This is a genomic window from Cellulomonas fulva (assembly GCF_018531375.1).
GTDB lineage: Bacteria > Actinomycetota > Actinomycetes > Actinomycetales > Cellulomonadaceae > Cellulomonas > Cellulomonas fulva.
On record NZ_JAHBOH010000001.1, the window covers coordinates 2,549,577 to 2,565,441 of the forward strand.

The 15,865-nt window shown below is 73.8% G+C and carries 13 protein-coding genes; 7 read left to right on the top strand and 6 right to left on the bottom strand.

Annotated elements, in window-relative coordinates:
* Positions 1-108: 108 nt before the first annotated feature.
* Together KIN34_RS11340 and KIN34_RS11345 are read left to right on the top strand one after the other, a co-directional pair.
* Positions 109-1,329 (top strand): pyrophosphate--fructose-6-phosphate 1-phosphotransferase, encoded by a 1,221-nt coding sequence (locus KIN34_RS11340; RefSeq protein ID WP_214350502.1) that lies wholly within the window; start codon positions 109-111, stop codon positions 1,327-1,329.
* Entirely contained in the window at positions 1,326-2,678 is a 1,353-nt protein-coding gene (locus tag KIN34_RS11345) for a class II 3-deoxy-7-phosphoheptulonate synthase (protein WP_214350505.1), read from the top strand. The genes KIN34_RS11340 and KIN34_RS11345 overlap by 4 nt, the downstream gene beginning before the upstream one ends.
* A 53-nt stretch (positions 2,679-2,731) precedes the next feature.
* Here the strand turns inward: KIN34_RS11345 and pknB are convergent, their stop codons facing one another.
* Both pknB and KIN34_RS11355 read right to left on the bottom strand, forming a co-directional pair.
* A complete protein-coding gene (pknB, locus tag KIN34_RS11350; protein WP_214350508.1) occupies positions 2,732-4,747 on the bottom strand; it encodes a Stk1 family PASTA domain-containing Ser/Thr kinase in 2,016 nt (671 codons plus the stop codon).
* Positions 4,748-4,812: 65 nt separating this feature from the next.
* Positions 4,813-5,973: a LysM peptidoglycan-binding domain-containing protein gene (locus tag KIN34_RS11355; RefSeq protein ID WP_214350510.1), complete on the bottom strand. Its 1,161-nt coding sequence runs from the start codon at positions 5,971-5,973 to the stop codon at positions 4,813-4,815.
* A gap of 201 nt (positions 5,974-6,174) precedes the next feature.
* Here KIN34_RS11355 and KIN34_RS11360 point away from each other — a divergent pair, with 201 nt between their 5' ends.
* Complete coding sequence (locus KIN34_RS11360) at positions 6,175-6,579, top strand: Rv2175c family DNA-binding protein (RefSeq protein ID WP_214350513.1); 405 nt, start codon at positions 6,175-6,177, stop codon at positions 6,577-6,579.
* A gap of 24 nt (positions 6,580-6,603) precedes the next feature.
* On the opposite strand, the gene KIN34_RS11365 is transcribed toward KIN34_RS11360, so the two are convergent.
* Together KIN34_RS11365 and KIN34_RS11370 are read right to left on the bottom strand one after the other, a co-directional pair.
* Positions 6,604-7,734, bottom strand: coding sequence for a polyprenyl synthetase family protein (locus tag KIN34_RS11365; protein WP_214350516.1), 1,131 nt, complete (start codon positions 7,732-7,734; stop codon positions 6,604-6,606).
* A gap of 10 nt (positions 7,735-7,744) precedes the next feature.
* Entirely contained in the window at positions 7,745-8,284 is a 540-nt protein-coding gene (locus KIN34_RS11370) for a hypothetical protein (protein WP_214350519.1), read from the bottom strand.
* Positions 8,285-8,387: 103 nt separating this feature from the next.
* Here KIN34_RS11370 and KIN34_RS11375 point away from each other — a divergent pair, with 103 nt between their 5' ends.
* Complete coding sequence (locus tag KIN34_RS11375; protein WP_214350522.1) at positions 8,388-9,533, top strand: DUF4192 domain-containing protein; 1,146 nt, start codon at positions 8,388-8,390, stop codon at positions 9,531-9,533.
* A gap of 165 nt (positions 9,534-9,698) precedes the next feature.
* A complete protein-coding gene (locus KIN34_RS11380; RefSeq protein WP_214350524.1) occupies positions 9,699-10,097 on the top strand; it encodes a universal stress protein in 399 nt (132 codons plus the stop codon).
* Positions 10,098-10,139: 42 nt separating this feature from the next.
* On the opposite strand, the gene KIN34_RS17155 is transcribed toward KIN34_RS11380, so the two are convergent.
* On the bottom strand, positions 10,140-11,078 hold the full coding sequence (locus KIN34_RS17155; protein WP_214350526.1) for a cold-shock protein: 939 nt from the start codon (positions 11,076-11,078) through the stop codon (positions 10,140-10,142).
* 409 nt (positions 11,079-11,487) lie between these two features.
* On the opposite strand from KIN34_RS17155, the gene KIN34_RS11390 reads away from it, so the two are divergent.
* Positions 11,488-13,080 (top strand): RNA polymerase sigma factor, encoded by a 1,593-nt coding sequence (locus KIN34_RS11390; RefSeq protein WP_214350528.1) that lies wholly within the window; start codon positions 11,488-11,490, stop codon positions 13,078-13,080.
* 151 nt (positions 13,081-13,231) lie between these two features.
* On the opposite strand, the gene KIN34_RS11395 is transcribed toward KIN34_RS11390, so the two are convergent.
* Positions 13,232-13,435: a DUF7455 domain-containing protein gene (locus KIN34_RS11395; protein WP_237689091.1), complete on the bottom strand. Its 204-nt coding sequence runs from the start codon at positions 13,433-13,435 to the stop codon at positions 13,232-13,234.
* Positions 13,436-13,662: 227 nt separating this feature from the next.
* Between KIN34_RS11395 and KIN34_RS11400 the strand changes: the two genes are divergently transcribed.
* A complete protein-coding gene (locus KIN34_RS11400) occupies positions 13,663-15,792 on the top strand; it encodes a DNA gyrase/topoisomerase IV subunit B (RefSeq protein WP_214350531.1) in 2,130 nt (709 codons plus the stop codon).
* Positions 15,793-15,865 lie beyond the last annotated feature (73 nt).

The window sequence follows — 15,865 nt, forward strand, 5'->3', positions numbered from 1 at the left end:
CCGGGCACCGACGGTCGTGCTGAAGGTCCCGGTGGTGCGCGAAGGTCGCACCCTAGGGTCGCCTGCGTTCCGCAGGTCCACCCTGCAGCTCAACGGAAGGTGTCTGTCATGTCGGTCCGTCGCGTCGCCCTCCTCACCGCGGGTGGCTTCGCCCCGTGCCTCTCGTCCGCCGTCGGTGGCCTCATCGAGCGCTACACCGAGATCGCGCCGGACGTCGAGATCATCGCGTACGAGCACGGGTACTACGGGCTGCTGCGCGGGGACAAGATCGTCATCGACGACGAGACCCGCAAGAAGGCCGGCATCCTGCACCGGTTCGGCGGCTCGCCGATCGGCAACTCGCGCGTCAAGCTCACCAACGCCAAGGACTGCGTCAAGCGCGGCCTGGTGCAGGAGGGGCAGGACCCGCTCGAGGTCGCGGCCGAGCAGCTCAAGGCCGACGGCGTCGACGTGCTCCACACGATCGGCGGCGACGACACCAACACCACGGCCGCGGACCTCGCGGCGTTCCTCGCGGCGAACGACTACGGCCTGACCGTCGTGGGCCTGCCCAAGACCATCGACAACGACGTGGTCCCGATCCGGCAGTCGCTCGGTGCGTGGACGGCCGCCGAGGAGGCCGCGGGCTTCGCGGCGAACATCATCGGCGAGCACCGGTCCGGGCCGCGCATGCTGATCGTGCACGAGGTCATGGGCCGGCACTGCGGCTGGCTCACCGCCGCCGCGGCCGTCGAGTACCGCAAGTGGCTGGACCAGCAGGAGTGGGTCCCGAGCATCGGCCTGTCGCGCGAGCGCTGGGACGTGCACGCCGTCTTCGTGCCCGAGCTCGCCATCGACATCGACGCCGAGGCCGAGCGCCTCAAGGCGATCATGGACAGCCAGGGGAACGTCAACATCTTCCTCTCGGAGGGTGCGGGCATGCACGAGATCGTCGAGCAGCTCACGGCGGCGGGCACGCCGCCCGAGCGTGACCCGTTCGGTCACGTCAAGCTCGACACGATCAACCCCGGCCAGTGGTTCGCCAAGCAGTTCGCGGAGAAGCTGGGCGCCGAGAAGACGATGGTCCAGAAGTCGGGCTACTACTCGCGCGCCGCGGCCGCGAACGCCGAGGACCTGCGTCTCATCAAGTCCATGACGGACCTCGCGGTCGAGTGCGCGCTGCGCGGCGAGGCGGGCGTGATCGGGCACGACGAGGAGAACGGCGACGTGCTGCGCGCGATCGAGTTCCCGCGCATCGCGGGTGGCAAGGCGTTCGACGTGCAGCAGGAGTGGTTCGGCGAGCTGCTGACGGACATCGGCCAGCCCTTGGTCCCGGCGAGTCACTCGTGAGCGTCGTCGCGGACCCCGCGGTCGTCGCCGGTCTCGACGCCTGGCGCGCGCTCCAGCCGCTGCAGCAGCCGGTGTGGCCGGACGCGACGGCGCTCGCGCAGGTCACCGACAAGCTCGCGACGCTCCCGCCGCTCGTCTTCGCGGGCGAGTCGGACGCGCTGCGGGCCCAGCTGGCGGCCGCGGGCCGGGGCGAGGCGTTCGTGCTCGTCGGCGGCGACTGCGCCGAGACGTTCGCTGAGGCCACGGCCGACAACATCCGCAACAAGATCAAGACGATCCTGCAGATGGCGGTCGTCCTGACCTACGGCGCGAGCATGCCGGTGGTGAAGATCGGGCGGATGGCGGGGCAGTACGCGAAGCCGCGCTCGTCGGACACCGAGACGCGCGACGGCGTGACGCTCCCGGCGTTCCGCGGCGACATCGTCAACGGGTTCGACTTCACGCCGGAGGCGCGCACACCGGACCCGCAGCGTCTGCTCGAGGCGTACCACACGTCCGCGTCGACGCTGAACCTGATCCGCGCGTTCACCACGGGCGGGTTCGCGTCGCTGCTGCGCGTGCACGAGTGGAACAAGGGCTTCACCACGAACCCGGCGTACGCCCGGTACGAGGTGCTGGCCGCCGAGATCGACCGCGCGATCCGGTTCATGGCTGCCTGCGGGGCCGACTTCGAGCAGCTCCGGACGGTGGACTTCTACTCGAGCCACGAGGGCCTGCTGCTCGACTACGAGCGGGCGCTGACCCGCGTCGACTCCCGCACCGGCCTGCCCTACGACTGCTCGGCGCACTTCGTGTGGATCGGGGAGCGGACCCGGCAGCTGGACGGCGCGCACGTGGACTTCTTCTCGCGCCTGCAGAACCCCATCGGGGTGAAGCTGGGTCCGACGACGAAGCCCGACGACGCGCTCGCGCTGCTCGACAAGCTCAACCCGAGCGGGGAGCCGGGGCGGATCACGTTCGTGACGCGCATGGGCGCGGGCAAGGTCCGCGACCTGCTGCCCTCGCTCGTCGAGAAGGTCACGGCCGACGGTCGCCCGGTCACCTGGGTCTGCGACCCGATGCACGGCAACGGCTTCACGTCCGCCAACGGCTACAAGACCCGCCGGTTCAGCGACGTGATGGACGAGGTCGCGGGCTTCTTCGAGGTGCACCGCTCCCTGGGCACGTCGCCCGGCGGTCTCCTCATCGAGCTCACGGGCGACGACGTGACCGAGGTGCTGGGCGGCTCGGAGGAGATCGACGACGCGCGCCTCGCCGAGCGGTACGAGACGCTCGTGGACCCGCGCCTGAACCACCAGCAGTCGCTCGAGATGGCGTTCCAGGTCGCGGAGCTGCTGCGCGCGTCCTGACCGACCGTTCGACGACGGCGGGCCGGACCCCCACGGGTCCGGCCCGTCGTCGATCAGGTGATCGTGAGCACGATCGTCGTGCCCTTCGGCTGCATGTCGCCGCCGCCGGGCTCCTGCCCGACCACGAAACCGAGCCCGAAGTACGCCACCGCACGCTGCACGTCGACCTTGAACCCCGCGTCCTCGAGCGTCGCGGTCGCGGACTCGACGCCCTGACGCATGACGTCCGGGACCTCGAAGAGCTCCGGTCCCTTGGAGACGACGAGCTTGACCGTGTCGCCCCGGTGCGCGGACGTCGTGGCCTTGGGCGACTGGCTGATGACGACGCCCGCGTCGACGTCGTCGCTGAACTCCTCGGTGGACTTCACCTTCAGCCCGTCGGCCGTGAGCTGCTCGGTCGCGTCCTCCAGCGTCGCCCCGACGACGGAGGTGATCGTGACGGGCGCGGGCCCACGGGAGGTGGTGATGGTGACGACCGTCCCCCGGGTGGTGCGGGTGCCGGGCTCCGCGGGCGAGTCGTCCGGCAGCGTGGCCGAGACCACCACGCCGAGCCCCGCGTCGTCGTCGTAGACCGGGTCCGCGTACTCGACCTCGAGCCCCGCCTTGGTCAGCGCGGCCTTCGCGTCGGCCTGCATCTCCCCGACGACGCCGTCGGGGACGTCGACGTAGTCCGGGCCCTTGGAGACCGTGACCTCGACGGTGCCGTCCTTGTGCACGCGGTCGCCCGGGGCGGGGTCGCTGCTGACGACGAGTCCCTTGTCGACCTCGTCGGAGAAGTCGGACGTGGTCCTCGCCGTGAGCCCGACCGCCTGGAGGGCGGCCTCGGCGGCGTCGGCGCTCTTGCCCTCGATCTCGGGGACGGTCGTGTAGGCGCCCGGTCCCGCGGTCACGTACCACCAGCCGGCGCCGGCGAGCCCGAGGACCGTCACGACGACGATCAGCGCGGCCAGCAGCCGTCGCTTGCGGCGCGGCCGGGGGGCGAGCGCCGGCTCGCGGGTGGCGACGGCGGACGCGCCCAGGCCGATCGGCAGCGCGACGGTCGAGCCGCGAGGCACGTCCTCCAGCCGGACGGTGGCGCCGTCCTCGTCGGAGGCGTCCGCGCCGTCGTTCGCCGGCGTGCCGTCGTCGGACGGGAGCGCGGTCTCGTCGGGGTCCGTGGCGGAGGGGAGGACGATCGTCGGCGCGACGTCCGCGCGACGCGCGAGCGTCGCCTCGTCGAGCTCGGACCGGACCCGGCGGAGCAGGGCCGTCGCGGCGGCCGCGTCCACCGGCCGGTCCTCGGGGTCACGCGCGGCGAGCGCGCGGACCAGGTCGTCGACCTCGATCGGGAGCCAGTCGACCGCGTCGGACGGGGCCGGGATGTCCTGGTTGACGTGCTGGAACGCCACCTGGATGGGCGTCTCGCCCGTGTACGGCTGCGCGCCGGTCAGCATCTCGTACAGCAGGATCCCGCAGGCGTAGACGTCCGTGCGGGCGTCGCTCGCACCGCGCACGACGAGCTCCGGGGCCAGGTACGCGACCGTGCCGAGCACCGTGCCCGTCGTCGTCGACGTCACCTCCGTGACGGCGCGCGCGAGGCCGAAGTCGGCGAGCTTGACCCGGTCGTCGGTCGCGAGCAGGACGTTCTCCGGCTTGATGTCGCGATGGACCAGGCCGGCCCGGTGCGCGACGGCCAGCGCGTCGAGCACCGCCTCCGCGATGCGCAGCGCGTCCGCGACCGTGAGCGCACCCTGCTCGGCGAGCCGACGGCGCAGGTTGGTGCCGTCGACGTACTCCATGGTCAGGTAGCTGGTCTCGCCGTCGACACCCTGGTCGTAGACCCCGACCAGACCGGGGTGCGTGAGCCGGGCGGCCGCCCGTGCCTCCCGGCGGAACCGGGCCTCGAAGTCCGTGCCGGACGTGCCCTCCGCGAGGTGCGGGTGCATCACCTTGAGGGCGACGTCGCGGTCGAGCCGACGGTCCACCGCGAGGTACACCGTGGCCATGCCACCGCGGGCGATCCGGGACACGACCTCGTACCGCCCGTCGACCAGGCGGCCGACGAGCGGATCGGTCACGGTTGCTCCCACGCCGCGAGTGTACGGTCGCCGTCAGGCTGTGCCGTGGAGCGCGCGCGGACCGTGGAGGAACCTCCTCAGAACCGCCCCATCAGGGTCTGCACGTTCGCGACGTAGCGACGCGTGTCCGAGAACATGCCGTACTTCCGCACCGAGCTCGCGCCCTGGTAGTACCCGGCGATCGCGCTCGGCAGGTCGGGCGAGATCCGCAGGAGCGCCTGGAGGATCACGACGCCGGCGGTGACGTTGTCGTCGGGGTCGAGCAGGTTGAGCTCGCGGCCGACGAGGTCCGACGCCCAGTCGCCCGCGCTCGGGATGACCTGCATGGTGCCGATCGCGTTGGCGGGGGACACGGCCGTGTGGTTGAAGCCCGACTCCTGGAACGCGACCGCCTGGGCGAGCCGCGGGTCCACGCCGTAGGCGCGCGCGGTCGCGGCGACCTTGGCCTGCATCTGCGACGGGCTGGGCACGCCCGCCGCGAGGAGGGCCCGCTTGTTGGCGTTGGCCGCGTCGACGACGTCGCGCGCGTAGGTCCGCCCCTCGAAGGTGTCCCCGACGAGCGGCGTCCCGGGCTGCGGGGTCGACGGCGCGGTGCTCCCGCTGAGCCGCAGGGTCTGGCCCACCCGGATCATGGCGTCGGAGCCGAGGTGGTTGGCGGAGACGATCGCGGAGACCGTGGTCCCGTGGCGCGCGGCGATCCCCGAGACGGTGTCACCCGCGCGGACCGTGTAGGTGCTGGCGGTCGGGGTCGGCGTACCGGTGCGTGGAGCGGTCGAGCCCGCCGTCGGGATCGTGAGCCGCTCGCCGACGACGATCATGGCGTCCGATCCCAGCCCGTTGGCCGCGACGATGGACGCGATCGACGAGCCGGTGCGCATCGCGATGCCGCTGACCGTGTCGCCCGGGCGGACCGTGTAGGTCGTGCTCGTCGCGGGCGCCGAGGTCTGCGGCGCGGTGGTGCCCGACGCGCGGGGGATGGTCAGGACCTGGCCCTCGCGGATCCGCGAGACGTCCGGCAGGGCGTTCGCCGACGCGATCGCCGCGACGCTCGCCCCCGTGCGCAGCGCGATGTGGCTCACGGTGTCGCCGGCGCGCACGGTGTAGGTCGAGCCGTCGGCGGCGTGCGCGGCGCCCGAGGTGGACACGGACATCGCGACGAGCGCGAGCGTGGCCCCGGTGCCGGTGGCGGCGCGGCGACGGAGGTCGTTCGTGCGCGGCGCGGTCGCGTTGGGCGTCATGGCGGTCCCCCGAGTGGTGTGGCGCAAGTGCAGCAGAGTGTCTGGTGTTACTGGTGTGACAGAAGTGAACGTAGCCGAGGTGCGGCGCGCTGGAAAGCCCCGGGGGACCTCGTCGCCCGCTCGGCGCAGCGGCGGCGCGCCGGAGCGGGCGGCGCGCGGCGGACCCCGCCGGAGCCGTCGGGCGTTGCGTAACCTGTGCGGGTGACCACACCTGCAGACGCTCTCGAGACCCTCGTCGACACCTGGTTGACGCTGCCCGACGTCGCGGAGCGCGTCGGCCTCGACGTGGGCAAGGTGCGGCGGATGCTGCAGGAGCGCCGCCTGGTGGGCGTGCGTCGCGGCGAGCCTCGCGTCCTGTCGGTGCCGGAGCGGTTCCTGGTCCCGGCACGTACGCCCGACGAGCGTGACGCGGCCGCGACGGGGGAGTGGGTCGCGCTGCCCTGGCTGCAGGGCACGCTCACGGTCCTGGCGGACGCCGGCTTCTCCGACGAGGAGGCGATCGTCTGGCTCTTCACGCCCGACGACACGCTGCCGGGCACGCCGATCGACGCGCTGCGGGCCGGCCAGAAGACGGAGATCCGGCGCCGGGCGCAGGCCGAGCTCTAGCCGTCCCTCGGGTCGGCCCGTCGGTCAGGCCTGGCGGTCGACGGTCGCGTGCGCGAGCAGGGTCAGGACGCCGGCGGCCGGGTCGGGCCAGGCGCGTGCCTCGATTGCGGCGAACGCCGTGCCGGCGAGCTCGTCGATCAGCTGCTCCACCTCGGCGAGGGCGCCGGTCGCCGCGATCGCGTCGGCCGTCGTCGCGACCTGCTCGTCGGACAGCGACCGGTCGCCCAGGCCGGTGCGCAGGAGCGCCGCCGTCCGCTCGTCGCCCCGGGACGTCGCGGCGCGCAGCGCGCGGACGACCAGGACGGTCCGCTTCCCCTCGCGCAGGTCGTCGCCGGCGGGCTTGCCGGTCGTCGCCGGGTCGCCGAAGACCCCGAGCACGTCGTCGCGCAGCTGGAAGGCCTCGCCCAGCGCCAGGCCCAGCTCCCGGAGCGCGGCCACGTCCCCGGGCGACGCGTCCGCGAGGGAGGCGCCGAGCACGAGGGGGTGCTCGACGCTGTACCGCGCGGACTTGGCGCGGATCACCTGGCGCGCGCGGGCCTCGTCGGCCTCCGCGTCCTGGCCCCACGGCTGGGACTGCGCCAGCACGTCGAGGTACTGGCCGACGGTGACCTCGGTGCGCATGAGGTCGAACACGCCGCGGGCGCGGGCGGCGGCGCCGGCGGGGAACGAGGTCAGCGCCTCGGCGAAGACCTCCTCGCTCGCGACGAGGGCGAGGTCGCCGAGCAGGATCGCTGCCGACGCGCCGAAGTGCTCCGCGTCGCCCTGCAGCCCGAGCTCGCCGTGCATCGCGGCGAACGCGCGGTGCGCGGCCGGGCGGCCGCGGCGCGTGTCGGAGTCGTCCATGACGTCGTCGTGGAACAGGGCTGCGGCCTGGAACAGCTCGAGCGCGGCACCCACCTGGAGCACCGCCGTGGCCGCGGTGGTCCCCGGCTCGCCGCCGTGCGCGCGCCAGGACCAGTAGCAGAACGCGGCACGCAGCCGCTTCCCGCCGCGCAGCATGGTCTCGACCGCGTCGGCGAGCACGTCCGCGTCCGGGCCGACCGACGCCAGGCGCGCGCGCAGCGCCGCGACGTGGGCGGCGAGCGCGTCGTCCACCCCGGCGCGGACGCCCTCGAGGTCGACGAGGGCGGCGGGCGTCGCGGGGGTCGGGCTCACGCCCGGCAGCCTAGGCGACCGCGACGCGACCACCGAGAGTCAGCGTGCGCACGCCGTCGCGGTCGAGCACGGCGACCGTGAGCACCTCGCCCGTGTGGCGGGCGAACGTGGACTCGGCGGCGACGCCCGCGGGCGGGGTCGCGACGGGGGTCTCGGTGAAGCCCGCGTCCTCGAGGCCACCGCGCAGCTGGTCCATGAGCTCGTCGGCGGTGAGGGTCGTGCGCAGGTTCAGGCTGATCTCGACGAGGTCGCCTCCCGCCACGGGCTGCGCGGTCGAGACCAGGATGTCCGCGTCGTCGGGCAGGTCGACCAGGTCGGGCGGGAAGTCCTCGGCGAGCGCGCCCACCGTGGAGTGCGCCGTGTCCGGCAGGTCCAGCGGCGCCTGCGAGGACAGGTCCGCCGCGGCGCTCGCCGAGCTCGCGGGTGCGGTCGCCTCGTCGAGCCGCGCGGGCGCCGAGGTGCTGCACGCGGCCACGCCGGTCAGGAGGCCGGTCAGTGCGGTCAGGAGCGCGGTCCCGACGAGGGCGCGGGCGGCGGGGCGGTACGGCACCGGGTCAGGGTAGCGAGCCGACCCCAGGCCCCGAGCCGTCGCGCTCGTCCACATTCGGGCCGAGGCGCCGCCGTCGGGTCCGCGGCTGCGATGGGCTCCGGGCATGACGACGACGACGCTGCGGGTGCACGAGCCCCGCGAGATCATCTCCCTGGTCCCGTACCGCCTGGGCTTCCGGCCGCGGGACAGCGTGGTCGCGGTGAGCCTGCGGGCGCCGCGCGGGCGGGTCGGCGTCGTGATGCGCGTCGACCTCGACGCCATGGGGGACCCGGTGCTCGGGTCGCAGGTCGCACGAGCGGTGGTCGGCACGCTCGGCAAGGACCGGGCGACGTCGTCCGTCCTCGTCGTGTACACCGACGACGACCCGCGGGGCAGGCCGGGTCCGGTCGAGCGTGCGGTGCACCACTACCGGGAGGCGAGCGACGCGCTCCTGGGGCCGGCGGCCGTGTGGGTCGTGACGGCCTCGGGCTACCTGTCCTTCGACTGCGCGCGACCGTGCTGCCCGCCGGGCGGCCGGCCCCTGCGGGAGCTCGACTCCACGCAGGTGGCCGCCCGCATGGTCCTCGCGGGGACCGCCGTCGCCGAGTCGCGCGACGCGCTGGTCCGGTTCGCCCTCGCGGACCCGGACCGGCGGCGGGTCGTCGCACGCTCGCGGCGACGGTGGGAGCGGCGTGGTGCCGAGGCGCTGGTGCGCGGTCCCGCCGCCGTCGAGGAGTGGCGGGCCGCGTCGCTCGCGGCGTGGCGCACGGCCGTCTCCGTCGCCGCGGGGACCGCACCCACGGGCGGCCACGCCCCGTGGGGACGGGTCGAGGCCGGGCTGCGGGACCGTCGGGTCCGCGACGCGGTGCTCGCGACGCTCGTGCCCGGCGTGGGCGACCTGCCCGAGCGGAGCCTGCGGGGCCGCCGGACGCCGGCGGACGTCGACGCCGAGATGGGCCGGGTGACCGCGCGGATCATGGGGTCCGCCGACGGGCGGCCGCCCGTGCTCGAGGCGACGCGGACGCACGAGGCCGCGCTGGAGGGCGTGGTCGTCCACGGGCTGCGCGACCGTCAGGCGCCGGCGCTGACGCTGCTCGGCCTCCTCGCCTGGTGGCGCGGCGACGGTGCGCGCGCCTCGGTCCTCCTCGCCCGCGCACTGGGTGACGACCCCGAGTACCGGCTCGCGGCGCTGCTGGACGCGGCGCTCACCGCCGGGCTGGCGCCCGGGTGGGCGCGGACCGAGGAGCGGGGGACCGACGGCGCCCGATGACCCGTGGACGGAGCCGGCGGTCCGCCTCGCGTGCACCCCGGACCGCGGCCGCTCGTCGCCGCGCACGTGGCGCCGCGGCCCGCGGCGTCCGCGCAGGTGGAGCGGCGGCCCGTGCGGCGGTACGGTCAGGCCACAACGGTCGAAGGCGTCGAGGGGGAGGTCCGCATGGGCATCGTGGTCGGCTACCTGGCGACGCCGGAGGGGCGAGCGGCTCTCGACGCCGCGGTCCAGGAGGCCGCGGTCCGCGGCCGGCCCGTCGTGGTCGTGGTGAGCACGCGTCCCGACGAGGCGGAGGACCAGCGCGCCGCCGTCGAGGAGGAGCTCGGGCGCGTGGCGGAGGACCTGCGCGGCCGCGGGGTCGAGCACGAGGTGCGGATGCTCGGCGGCGGCGGGGACGTCGCCGACGACCTCATCGCGACCGCCGAGGAGGTCGGGGCCGAGCTCGTCGTGATCGGGCTGCGCCGCCGCAGCCCCGTCGGCAAGCTGATCCTCGGCGCCAACGCGCAGCGCGTGCTGTTCGACGCGCCCTGTCCGGTCCTGACGGTGAAGCCCGCGGCCCGCTGACCCTCGCTCCACAGCACCCCGGCGCTCACCGGCGCCGGGCGCTCACAGCAGCTCGACGCGGTCCGCCTGCGGTCCCCGGTCGCTCTGGCGCACCTGGTACCGGACCCGGTCGCCCTCGTACAGCGGCTCGCCGCCGCGCACGACGGACACGTGCACGAACAGGTCCTCGCCGCCCGCGTCGGGCGTGATGAAGCCGAACCCGCGGTCCGCGTCGTAGCGCGCCACGACCCCCTCGCCGCCGCGTGCCGGGGCGGAGGCCGAGCGCGGGCGCGCGTGCCGGTCCCGCGCGGGTGCGGCGGCGACCGACCGGCGCGGTGCGCCGCCCACGAGCTGCACGTCGCGGGCCTGCGGTCCGCGCTCGCCCGCGGCGACCTCGAAGCGGAGGCGGTCGCCCTCGGCGAGCTCGCGCACCCCCGCCGGCAGCGTGCGGACGTGCACGAAGACGTCCTCGCCACCGGCGTCGGGGGCGATGAACCCGAACCCCTTGTCGGCGTCGAAGAAGGTCACGGTGCCGTCCGCTCCGTCCGCCGCGGCGGCCCGGCCGGCCTGGTCGCCGAGCGGGAGCAGGTGGTCGGCCTGCGGCCCCTTCTCCCCGTCGACCACCAGGAACGCGACGCGCTGGCCCTCGCGGACCACGCCGCCGCCGACGATGGCCGAGCTGTGCAGGAAGATCTCGGCGCCTCCGCCGTCGGGGCTGACGAAGCCGTACCCCTTCGCGGGCTCGTACCAGCTGACGGTGCCGAGCACCCCGAGCGGCGCGTCGGCGGGGAGGTCGCCGGTGACGCGGACGCGCCGCGCCTGCGGACCCCGGTCACCCTCGCCGATCTCGAACTCGACCTCCTGGCCCTCGCGGAGGACCCGGGCGCCGTCGTCGCCCACGATCTCGGACGCGTGCACGAACAGGTCCTCGGCGCCCTCCCCGAGGTCGAGGAACCCGAAGCCCCGTTCGGCGTCGAACCAGCGGACAACTCCCTGCGGCACGGTGAACTCCTCGTCGATCGGATGCTGCTGCCGTCCAGTGTCCCTCAGGCGGGCGCCCCGGCGCGTGCCGTGAACGAGGCGGCGGGAATCTTCCGGCGCGCTCGTCCGTTGTGCGGGTCGGTGGCTCCGGCGTCGCTGACCTCGGCCGCGTGAGAGAGCACCAGACCGTGCCCGGTCGACCAGCGCCCGCCTGCGGCGGCCGCTCGTGCCGACGGTCGTGCCCGCTGGCGCGCCGCCGTCGCTCTCCGGTCCAGTCCGGCCCCGTCCGGCGGGCACGTCTCCCCGTTCCCGACCACGATCCGCGCCTCGAAACCACCCGTCCCGGCGGTTCGATCCCGGAAGTGCTCGGTACAATGTCCGTCTACCACCCGGCTCCTCCACCGGGTGTCGTGCTGCCGAAAGGTCGTTCGTGTCGTCCCAGACCCCGCACCCCGCGCTCCCGCGTGAGTTCGAGCACCCCGCGCTGCAGGACCTCGTCGTCCGCGGTCGCACCCACGGCACCGTCGGTGCCGAGGACGTCCGCTCGGCGTGCGAGCAGGCCGGCGTCGAGGACGCCAAGCGGCTCAAGGCCGTCGTTCGCGGTCTCGCGACCGCCGGCGTGTCCGTGAGCCAGACCGTCGCGGCGCCCGCGCCCAAGAAGGTCGCGGCCGCCACCACGGCCAAGGCCCGCACCACCTCGAAGGCCGCGGTCGCGTCGGCCGGCACGGCCGTCGCCTCCGACGAGGCCGCGGCGGCACCCGCCGCCAAGACGGCGACCTCCACGACCGCGACCAAGGCCCCGGCCAAGGCCCGGTCCACCGCACGGACGGCTGCGAAGACCACGGCCAAGGGCGCCAAGGTCACGGCGGACGACGCGTCCGACGAGGTCGCCGAGGACGTCGAGGCCGAGGACGTCGACGCCGCCGCGCTCGAGGCGGACCCGGAGATCGCCGAGGTGGTCGCCGAGGCCGTCGAGGAGGACGCGGACGACGAGGACGGCGAGGAGAAGCCGGCCGCGAAGGACGAGAAGTCTTCCGAGGACACCGACAAGGGCTTCGTCTACTCCGACGCCGACGACGACGACGCCCCTGCGCAGCAGGTCGTCACCGCCGGTGCGACGGCCGACCCGGTCAAGGACTACCTCAAGCAGATCGGCAAGGTCGCGCTCCTCAACGCCGAGCAGGAGGTCGAGCTCGCCAAGCGCATCGAGGCCGGCCTGTTCGCCGAGGAGCGCCTGGGTGCCGGACTGACCATGGAGCCGAAGTTCCGCCGCGAGCTCGAGTGGATCGCGCAGGACGGCCGCCGGGCCAAGAACCACCTCCTCGAGGCCAACCTGCGCCTCGTCGTCTCGCTGGCCAAGCGCTACACGGGCCGCGGCATGCTGTTCCTGGACCTGATCCAGGAGGGCAACCTGGGCCTGATCCGTGCGGTCGAGAAGTTCGACTACACCAAGGGCTACAAGTTCTCGACGTACGCCACGTGGTGGATCCGCCAGGCGATCACGCGCGCGATGGCCGACCAGGCGCGCACCATCCGCATCCCGGTGCACATGGTCGAGGTCATCAACAAGCTCGCCCGCGTGCAGCGCCAGATGCTCCAGGACCTGGGCCGCGAGCCCACGCCGGAGGAGCTGGCCAAGGAGCTCGACATGACGCCCGAGAAGGTCGTCGAGGTCCAGAAGTACGGCCGCGAGCCCATCTCGCTGCACACGCCGCTCGGCGAGGACGGCGACAGCGAGTTCGGTGACCTCATCGAGGACTCCGAGGCCGTCGTGCCGGCCGACGCGGTGAGCTTCACGCTCCTGCAGGAGCAGCTGCACCAGGTGCTCGACACGCTCTCCGAGCGCGAGGCCGGCGTGGTGTCGATGCGGTTCGGTCTGACCGACGGCCAGCCCAAGACGCTCGACGAGATCGGCAAGGTCTACGGGGTCACGCGCGAGCGGATCCGTCAGATCGAGTCGAAGACGATGTCGAAGCTCCGGCACCCGTCGCGCTCGCAGGTCCTCCGCGACTACCTCGACTGACGAGCGGCCGCACCCGACGAAGCCCCCGCCCCGAACGCCCGGGAGCGGGGGCTTCGTGCGTCGGTCCGCGGCGCCAGGACGGACGCTCGCGCGCAGACGCGAGAAGGCCCGGACCGATGTCGGTCCGGGCCCTCTCGTGGTCGTGGATGGGTCAGCGCGCCGCGCCGGCGCCGTGCTCCTCGAGGAGACGGTCGGTCTCGTCCTGCACGTGGGTCGCCATCTCGGCGAACTTCGGCGCGTGCTCACGCGCGTGGTGGGCGCAGAACAGGAGCTCGCCCACGGGGAGAACCACGCGGACGTAGGCCTGGGCGCCGCAACGGTCGCAGCGGTCGGCTGCGGTCAGCGGTTCGGTCATGGTCCCTGTCACGTCTCCATACAACCATCCGGACCGCGGATCCATCCCATCGGCGGCGGGTGGTTCGCTCACCGCGTACCCAAACGTCACAAGATCGTGACGTGCGCGACATGCAAGGGACCTTCGGGAGGGGGTCGCGGGCCTGACCGGCCGCTCCGGGTCGACGACGCCGGCCCCGGTCGGCATGGCGGCCCGGCGGCGTCGGTGCCCGCGGTTACGATCGCCGCGTGACGACGACCCCCGCACGCTCGGACTACACCGCCCGGCACCTGTCGGTGCTGGAGGGCCTCGAGGCGGTCCGCAAGCGCCCCGGCATGTACATCGGGACCACGGACAGCCGCGGGCTGATGCACTGCCTGTGGGAGATCATCGACAACTCGGTCGACGAGGCGCTGGCCGGTGAGGGCGACCGCATCGAGGTCGTGCTGCACGCCGACACGTCGGTCGAGGTGCGGGACAACGCGCGTGGCATCCCCGTCGACGTCGAGCCCAAGACGGGCCTGACCGGCGTCGAGGTGGTCTTCACCAAGCTGCACGCGGGCGGCAAGTTCGGCGGCGGCTCCTACGGGGCGTCGGGCGGCCTGCACGGCGTGGGTGCCTCGGTGGTCAACGCGCTCTCGTCGCGCCTCGACGTCGAGGTGGACCGCGACGGCAAGACGCACCGCATGACGTTCCACCGCGGGGAGCCCGGGACGTTCGACGACACGGCGGGCCGCACGCCCGAGTCGCCGTTCGAGCCGTTCGTGTCCGGGTCGGAGCTCGCGGTCGTCGGGAAGGTCGCACGCGGCCGCACGGGCACGCGCGTGCGGTACTGGGCGGACCGCCAGATCTTCCCGAAGACCGCGGTGTTCTCCTACGACGAGCTCGTCACGCGCGCCCGGCAGACCAGCTTCCTGGTGCCGGGCCTGACCATCGTGGTGCGCGACGAGCGGGGCGTGCCCGGGACGCCCGGCGCGGACGGGCCGCACGAGGAGACGTTCTGCCACTCGGGCGGCGTCGTCGACTTCGTCGACCACCTGTCGCCCGACCCGGCGGTGACGGACACGTGGCACCTCACGGGCTCGGGCACGTTCACCGAGACGGTCCCGGTGCTCGACGAGCGGGGCCACATGACGCCGCGCGAGGTCGAGCGCACGTGCGAGGTCGACCTCGCGGTGCGTTGGGGGACGGGCTACGAGACCGAGGTCCGGACGTTCGTCAACATCATCTCGACGCCCAAGGGCGGCACGCACCAGGCGGGCTTCGAGGCGGGACTGCTCAAGACGCTGCGCAAGCAGGTCGAGGCGAACGCCCGGCGGCTGAAGATCAGCGCCAAGGACGCGGCCACCGAGCGCATCGAGAAGGAGGACGTGCTCGCCGGTCTCACCGCGGTGCTCACCGTCCGCCTGGCCGAGCCGCAGTTCGAGGGGCAGACCAAGGAGGTGCTCGGCACCGGACCCGTGCGGGGCATCGTCGCGAAGGTCGTGGAGACGGAGGTCGCGGCGATCTTCGGCTCGCCGCGCCGCGAGCACAAGGCGCACAGCGCGGCCCTGCTGGACAAGGTCGTGGGGGAGATGCGCGCCCGCCTGTCCGCGCGGAAGCAGAAGGAGATCTCGCGGCGCAAGAACGCGCTCGAGTCGTCCTCGCTGCCGGCCAAGCTGGCCGACTGCCGGATCGACGACGTCGCGCGCAGCGAGCTGTTCATCGTCGAGGGGGACTCGGCGCTGGGCACGGCCAAGCTCGCGCGCTCGTCGGACTTCCAGGCGCTGCTGCCGATCCGCGGCAAGATCCTCAACGTCCAGAAGGCGTCCATCACGGACATGCTGAAGAACGCCGAGTGCGCGGCGATCATCCAGGTGCTCGGCGCGGGGTCCGGGCGGTCGTTCGAGCTCGAGGCCGCGCGCTACGGGAAGATCGTCCTGATGACCGACGCGGACGTCGACGGCGCGCACATCCGCACGCTGCTGCTCACGCTCTTCTTCCGGTACATGCGCCCGCTGGTCGAGGCGGGGCGGGTGTTCGCGGCCGTCCCGCCCCTGCACCGCGTCGAGCTGCTGGGCGTGCGCGGGGACGCGGACCGGTACCTCTACACGTACTCGGAGGCGGAGCTCGCGGCGACGCTGAAGAGGCTCGACCGCTCGAACAAGCGCTACAAGGACGACATCCAGCGCTACAAGGGCCTCGGCGAGATGGATGCCGACCAGCTCGCGGAGACCACCATGGACCCGCGGCACCGCACGCTGCGGCGGGTGACGGTCGAGGCGGCGCAGCGCGCGGAGGAGATCTTCGAGCTGCTCATGGGCTCCGACGTCGCCCCGCGCAAGGACTTCATCGTGGCGGGCGCGAACGCGCTCGACCGCACGCGCATCGACGCCTGAGCCGACGCCGGCCGCGTCGCGGGCAGACCGGTGCGCGCGGATATGCGGTTGCCGGGCGACGTCGTGACGCGCG